Origin of the sequence: Nostoc sp., assembly GCF_036917815.1 — a bacterium.
Lineage (GTDB): Bacteria > Cyanobacteriota > Cyanobacteriia > Cyanobacteriales > Nostocaceae > Nostoc.
Genome location: NZ_JBALEK010000010.1, coordinates 125,770 through 132,062 on the forward strand (window position 1 = coordinate 125,770; position 6,293 = coordinate 132,062).

Annotated in this window: 5 protein-coding genes; 3 read left to right on the forward strand and 2 right to left on the reverse strand. The window is 45.4% G+C overall.

The genetic code is table 11. From position 1 onward, the window contains the following. Positions 1–55: 55 nt before the first annotated feature. From V7K97_RS03445 to V7K97_RS03455, 3 genes are all read left to right on the forward strand, one after another. Entirely contained in the window at positions 56–1,318 is a 1,263-nt protein-coding gene (locus V7K97_RS03445) for an MFS transporter (protein ID WP_334799295.1), read from the forward strand. Between the two features lie 132 nt (positions 1,319–1,450). Continuing rightward, positions 1,451–3,340 (forward strand): biosynthetic-type acetolactate synthase large subunit, encoded by a 1,890-nt coding sequence (gene ilvB, locus V7K97_RS03450; protein ID WP_334799296.1) that lies wholly within the window; start codon positions 1,451–1,453, stop codon positions 3,338–3,340. 318 nt (positions 3,341–3,658) lie between these two features. After that, positions 3,659–4,120 carry a tellurite resistance TerB family protein gene (locus V7K97_RS03455; RefSeq protein WP_334799297.1) on the forward strand — a complete coding sequence of 154 codons (462 nt, stop codon included), beginning with the start codon at positions 3,659–3,661 and terminating at the stop codon, positions 4,118–4,120. 161 nt (positions 4,121–4,281) lie between these two features. On the opposite strand, the gene V7K97_RS03460 is transcribed toward V7K97_RS03455, so the two are convergent. After that, positions 4,282–5,001 (reverse strand): hypothetical protein, encoded by a 720-nt coding sequence (locus tag V7K97_RS03460; RefSeq protein WP_334799298.1) that lies wholly within the window; start codon positions 4,999–5,001, stop codon positions 4,282–4,284. Positions 5,002–5,223: 222 nt separating this feature from the next. Continuing rightward, entirely contained in the window at positions 5,224–6,138 is a 915-nt protein-coding gene (locus tag V7K97_RS03465; protein WP_334799299.1) for a TauD/TfdA dioxygenase family protein, read from the reverse strand. Positions 6,139–6,293 lie beyond the last annotated feature (155 nt).

The window sequence follows — 6,293 nt, forward strand, 5'->3', positions numbered from 1 at the left end:
CTACGCGAACGCTCAGTACAAGTGCCCAATGCCCCATCTACCCAAAAGTATCTAAATGTTTCCAACTGAACCAGCTGCTGTTAATAACGGGTTTAGCGCACTGCTCAAAAATCGTGGTTTTATGCTTCTGTGGATTGGACAACTACTGTCCCAATTAGCAGATAAGGTCTTCTTCGTTTTGCTGATTGCTCTCTTGGAGAATTACCCACCGCTTCCTGGGTTGGCACAAAACTCGATGTACTCAACCTTGATGCTGTCGTTTACAATACCAGCAATTTTGTTCGGCTCTGCTGGTGGCATCTTTGTTGACCGATTACCAAAAAAGCTGATTATGGTCGGTTCAGATGTCGTGCGGGGAGTATTAACGCTATGTGTTCCCTTGTTACCAAGACACTTCCTGATTTTGTTAATCCTGACTTTTGCCATTTCCACGGTGACGCAGTTTTTTGCACCAGCTGAACAAGCAGCGATTCCCTTATTGGTGAAGCGAGAGAATTTGTTGGCAGCCAATGCACTGTTTACCAGTACGATGATGGGAGCTTTAATTGTTGGCTTTGCGATCGGAGAGCCGATTTTGAGTTTGGCGAAAAGCTGGATGGGAGAAGAATACGGTCAAGAGCTTGTGGTCGGTGGATTATACATATTATCAGCTGCGATTATGCAGCCAATTAAGTTTAAAGAACCCAAACCATCGAAGGAACATCGGGCATCAAATAACCCTTGGGCTGAATTTACCGAAAGCCTACGCTATCTCAAGAAAAACCCTTTGATCTTGAATGCTATGCTGCAACTGACAACTTTATATTGTGTATTTGCAGCCTTAACTGTGCTGACAATTCGATTAGCTGAGGAGTTTGGTTTAAAAGAAAAACAGTTTGGCTTTTTCTTGGCAGCAGCAGGAGTGGGTATGGTATTTGGTGCGGCAATTTTAGGTCATTGGGGTGAGAAATTGCATCACAAGCCTCTACCTTTAATTGGATTTTTGATGATTGCACTAGTTTTAGGTGTATTCACATTTATGCACAACTTGTTGCTGGCACTAGCACTCTGTGCATTTTTGGGTGTGGGTGCTGCCTTAATTGGTGTACCCATGCAAACTTTAATTCAACAGCAAACACCACCTACCATGCACGGTAAAGTATTTGGCTTTCAAAATCATGCCGTCAACATCGCTCTGGCGTTACCTCTGGCCATTACTGGGCCATTAACTGATGCTCTGGGCTTGCGATTTGTACTTGTCGGAATGAGTGTTGTTGTGGTAGTTGTGGGTGTTTGGGCTTGGAAAAATACCCGCAATGTCTTGCAAGATGTAATTTAACTAATGTAGGCTAATAATCTAGCTTTATATTTAATATAAAAATTAATCAGAATTTGATTGAACTTTTCAATTAAAATGAAATCTTAACTACAGAATTCAGCATTAACTTTAGCTATAGTCTGAGGTTTGACCGTGCGATCGCTTGACCAAATTAGTCTCCCCCAAACTGAGAATCAGAAACAGTCCCGTATTTCTAGCCCGCCAGTGATGCCCAAACGTGCATCTGGCGGTTTTGCTCTGCTTGACAGCCTTCATCGCCACGGCGTTGATTATATTTTTGGTTATCCTGGTGGAGCAATTCTGCCAATTTACGACGACCTGTATAAGGTGGAAGCAACTGGTGCTATGAAGCACATCCTCGTCAGACACGAACAAGGTGCAGCCCATGCTGCTGATGGTTATGCCCGTGCCACGGGGAAAGTCGGAGTGTGCTTTGGTACTTCTGGTCCAGGAGCAACTAACTTGGTGACAGGCATCGCCACAGCCTATATGGACTCAATCCCGATGATTGTGGTGACAGGACAGGTAGCACGTCCGTCCATTGGTACAGATGCGTTTCAGGAAACCGATATTTACGGAATTACCCTGCCAATTGTCAAGCACTCTTATGTAGTGCGTGACCCCAAGGATATGGCGCGAATTGTGGCTGAAGCCTTCCACATCGCTAGTACTGGGCGTCCGGGACCAGTTTTGATTGATGTCCCCAAAGATGTAGCTTTAGAAGAATTTGACTATATACCTGTAAAACCAGGTTCAGTGAAGTTACGCGGTTATCGTCCCACTGTCAAGGGAAATCCCCGGCAAATTAATGCCGCGATCCAGTTGATTACTGAAAGTCGCCGTCCGCTATTGTATGTGGGTGGTGGTGCGATCGCAGCTGGTGCCCATGAAGAAATCAAAGAACTAGCTGAATTATTCAATATCCCTGTCACTACAACCTTAATGGGGATCGGTGCATTTGACGAACATCATCCTCTAGCTTTGGGAATGTTGGGGATGCATGGCACCGCTTACGCTAACTTTGCCGTTAGTGATTGTGACTTGCTGATTTGCGTCGGCGCTAGATTTGACGATCGCGTTACAGGTAAATTAGATGAATTTGCCTCCCGCGCTAAAGTAATTCACATCGATATCGATCCCGCAGAAGTCGGGAAAAACCGCGTTCCCGAAGTGCCCATCGTTGGCGATGTGCGGAACGTCTTAGTAGACTTGTTGCGTCGCTGCCAAGAAACAGGCGTTAAAGCTACACCGAATCAAAACCAAGACTGGTTAAATTTAGTTAACCGTTGGCGCGAAGAGTATCCTCTCATGGTGCCGCACCATCCCGACAGCATTTCACCCCAAGAAGTGATCGTAGAAGTCAGTCGCCAAGCACCCCACGCTTTCTACACCACAGATGTCGGACAACATCAAATGTGGGCAGCACAATTCCTAAAGAATGGCCCAAGGCGCTGGATTTCTAGCGCCGGTTTGGGAACGATGGGTTTTGGCTTACCTGCGGCAATGGGCGCGAAAGTAGCGTTTCCTGATGAAGAAGTCATTTGTATCAGTGGTGATGCTAGCTTCCAAATGTGTTTGCAGGAGTTGGGAACACTCGCACAATATGGGATAAATGTCAAGACATTAATTATTAATAACGGCTGGCTAGGGATGGTGCGCCAGTGGCAGCAAGCCTTCTATGGTGAGCGTTACTCATCGTCAGATATGGAAGTAGGGATGCCAGACGTAGAGTTGTTAGCAAAAGCTTATGGCATTAAAGGCATGGTAATCCGCGATCGCAGTCAATTAAAAGATGCGATCGCCGAAATGCTCGCACACAAAGGCCCTGTGATTGTGAATGCCCTCGTCACCAGAGAGGAAAACTGTTATCCAATGGTAGTCCCTGGCAAGAGCAACGCTCAAATGGTCGGCTTGCAGAAGCGATCGCCGAAAGCGGCAGCCGAGCCAGTGTATTGTAGCCACTGCAATGCCAAAAACTCTCCTACTCATAACTTTTGCGCTGAGTGTGGGACAAAGTTGTAAGGCTTTTTGATAATTCAGACCAATGATATAACTCTTGTAAACACGGGATTATAGCGGTTTGCAGTTGAGTCCAATACAGCCTTCCTTACCTCTGCTTTTAGGCGACGGTGGTGTACACAAGTCCTAAAAACCTTGATAATTCAAGGCAATTAAATGTTTTTATACGCAGAGTAATATATTCTCTGCGTATTTTTTATGAAAAAAAAGATTTATGCCAATGTATATTTCGGCATTTTTTTGGGAATTATAAATCGAGGAAGAGTTATAACCCCCAAGGTATGACTTCCTGAAATATCACGTAACTTTTAGAGGATAATTATGTCTCAACGCAAATTGCCCAAAGGCCGTAGTGTTAGTTCAGTTGCTCTAGAACCAGAAGTTGCGATCGCAGTTATTGGACTTTTTTCCGCAGCTGCTGATGGTGAAGGTATTTCTTCAACAGAAGAATATGCTTTGAGTGAATTTCTCAGTCGGGTTGGCTTATTTGAAGATTACTCTGAAGAAGACTTTGAAGAATTGACCGAAAAAGTTGTCAACTTGATTGAAGAAGAAGACCCAGAAGATTTAATCGCCCAATCCATCGAATCCTTACCAAATAAAGGTTATCGTGAAGCTGCATACATCGCCGCTATCTTAGTAGTAGGGATTGATGAGGAAGTACCCGAAAGTGAACAAGATTATATCTCTGAGCTTCAGGAAGCCTTAAAGATTTCAGACGAACGGGCACAAGAACTTATAGACGCAGTGTTCGGGGAAGACGAAGACGAAGAGGAGGAGTAATCTTTTTTGAATTGCAACCTCAGTCATCTACCATCTTTAATTTGGGGTTGCTAATTTAGAGTATGAAATAATTTTGTTTGAGTTAAGTTGTTGCGATTCCCGACTTCATGAAGAAGTTGGGAATCTTGCACATTATCAAAATTAATCCGATAGAGTACTAATTAGAAAAGCATATCAAATTTACCTCGTTCAGCCGTTTGTGCCAGATGCTTGTAATGTTGGAAGTTCAGACCTCCATTGTTTTTCAATAAAGCATCGGCATACTGCACAGGATTAGATTCCGCAAAGTAGATTCGTTGTGCGGCATGGTATCGCTGACGATATAGACGAACTGCGTTTTCCCAAGACCCAAGCCGTGCTGCATCTCTATTTACCCCACGCTGCTCGGCCACATCAAAATCTGTATCTATATAGATACGATAGTCAAAGTAAGAGACAATCTCTGGTCGTAGCAGAAAACTGGCAGCAAAAAGAAAAATATCTCCAGGATTGGCTTTATTAAGTGCCTCTTCCACTGGAGCATCTGTTTCCAAATCGAACCCACGTGCCTGGTAGATTAAATTACCTCCAAGACCAAGTGGTTCAAGCACAAGCTTTTTGAGGAGCCAATAGTTGTAGGCATCAAAATAGTAGCCTTCAGCTGACTCACGACCTCGGCGATGGCGCAGATCGCGTGGGTTATGGAAATCATCCACTGCAATGTGAACAGAACTTCTTCCACGTCTGGTTAATATCTGCGCTAGCTCCTGTGCCAAAGTGGATTTGCCACTAGCAGTAATGCCTGTCACCGCTACTTGCAGAACACGAAAAGGCAGAGCTTCAGCACGCTCGATTAAAGTATCCGCTATTGTTTCCAAAACAGTAGCGCGTGTATCACCCATGCATCGCTCCTCTGCCCAAGTATGGAACTTGCTTTACTACCGAATGGCACTAAGTTAAGATACAGCCCTTGCCCTGACCAGAGGCGGAGCCTCTAGGAATACATTCCCAGCCTGGAGGCTGGGAACGAGGCTACACAGGCTTTTGGGCTTTTCTTAGTGCCATTCGCTTTACTACCAATGAAACTTCTACTTCACAGAGATTGTCTAGCTGGTATTTTATTTTTACGCAGTCACCGCCTCACGTCGGTTGTACTCAGAAGCGTCTCCCTTGATCGCCTCACTTTGTTTACCATCGATGCCCACTGGGAGATCGCCGACAATTGTCACACGTTGAACGTGGCGGGGCTGGTCGCCGTAATCTGCGATCGCATAATGTTGAGTAGCCCGGTTGTCCCAAAAGGCTACGTCACCAACTTGCCAACGCCACCGCACTGTGTTCTCAGGACGTGTTATGTATGCTTGCAACAGCCGCAGAATGTCATCTGATTCAGTTGTTGATAAGCCACGGAACTGACGCACAAATCCGCCGATGAATAACCCACGCTCCCCAGATTCGGGATGTATGCGTACAACTGGGTGCAGAGTCTCGTATACAGTGGAGGTGAAGACAGCCCGATAAGCCTTGACATCTTCAGGTAGGTCGAATCCAGTTGCATAGTCGTATTTGTTGCTATGTACTGCCCAAAGTTGGTCTGCGAGATTACGCAGATGGGTAGGTAAATCTTGGTATGCAGTCACGGAGTTTGCCCAGATTGTATCGCCACCAGTTGGGGGAATGTCAAGCGCTCGTAAAACCGAACCGAGAGGAGGACGGTCTACAAATGTTACATCGGTATGCCAGCTATTGGCGCGGGAAGTGGTGCGGCCATAATTCAAGTCTAAGACTTCTGGGTTTTCTGGCAGCGAGGGTACAGTCGGGTGGGCTGTAGTGACTTCACCGAAACGACGAGCAAAGGCGACCTGTCCATCAGCATCAAGTTGTTGCTGACCACGGAAAAAGATCACTTTGTATTTGACTAGAGTCTTGCGAATATCACTGATGATGTCATCGCTGAGGTTAGAACTCAGATTAACACCGATGATTTCAGCACCAATACGTCCTGCAACTGGTTTGATGTCAAAGTATTGAGAACCCATGTTTTTAATCTCCAAGAAGTTTATGTTTTTACAAATGTAGAGACGCGATTCATCGCGTCTGATTCATCGCGTCTGATTCATCGCGTCTGATTCATCGCGTCTGATTCATCGCGTCTGATTCATCGCGTCTGATTCATCGCGTCTGATTCATCGCG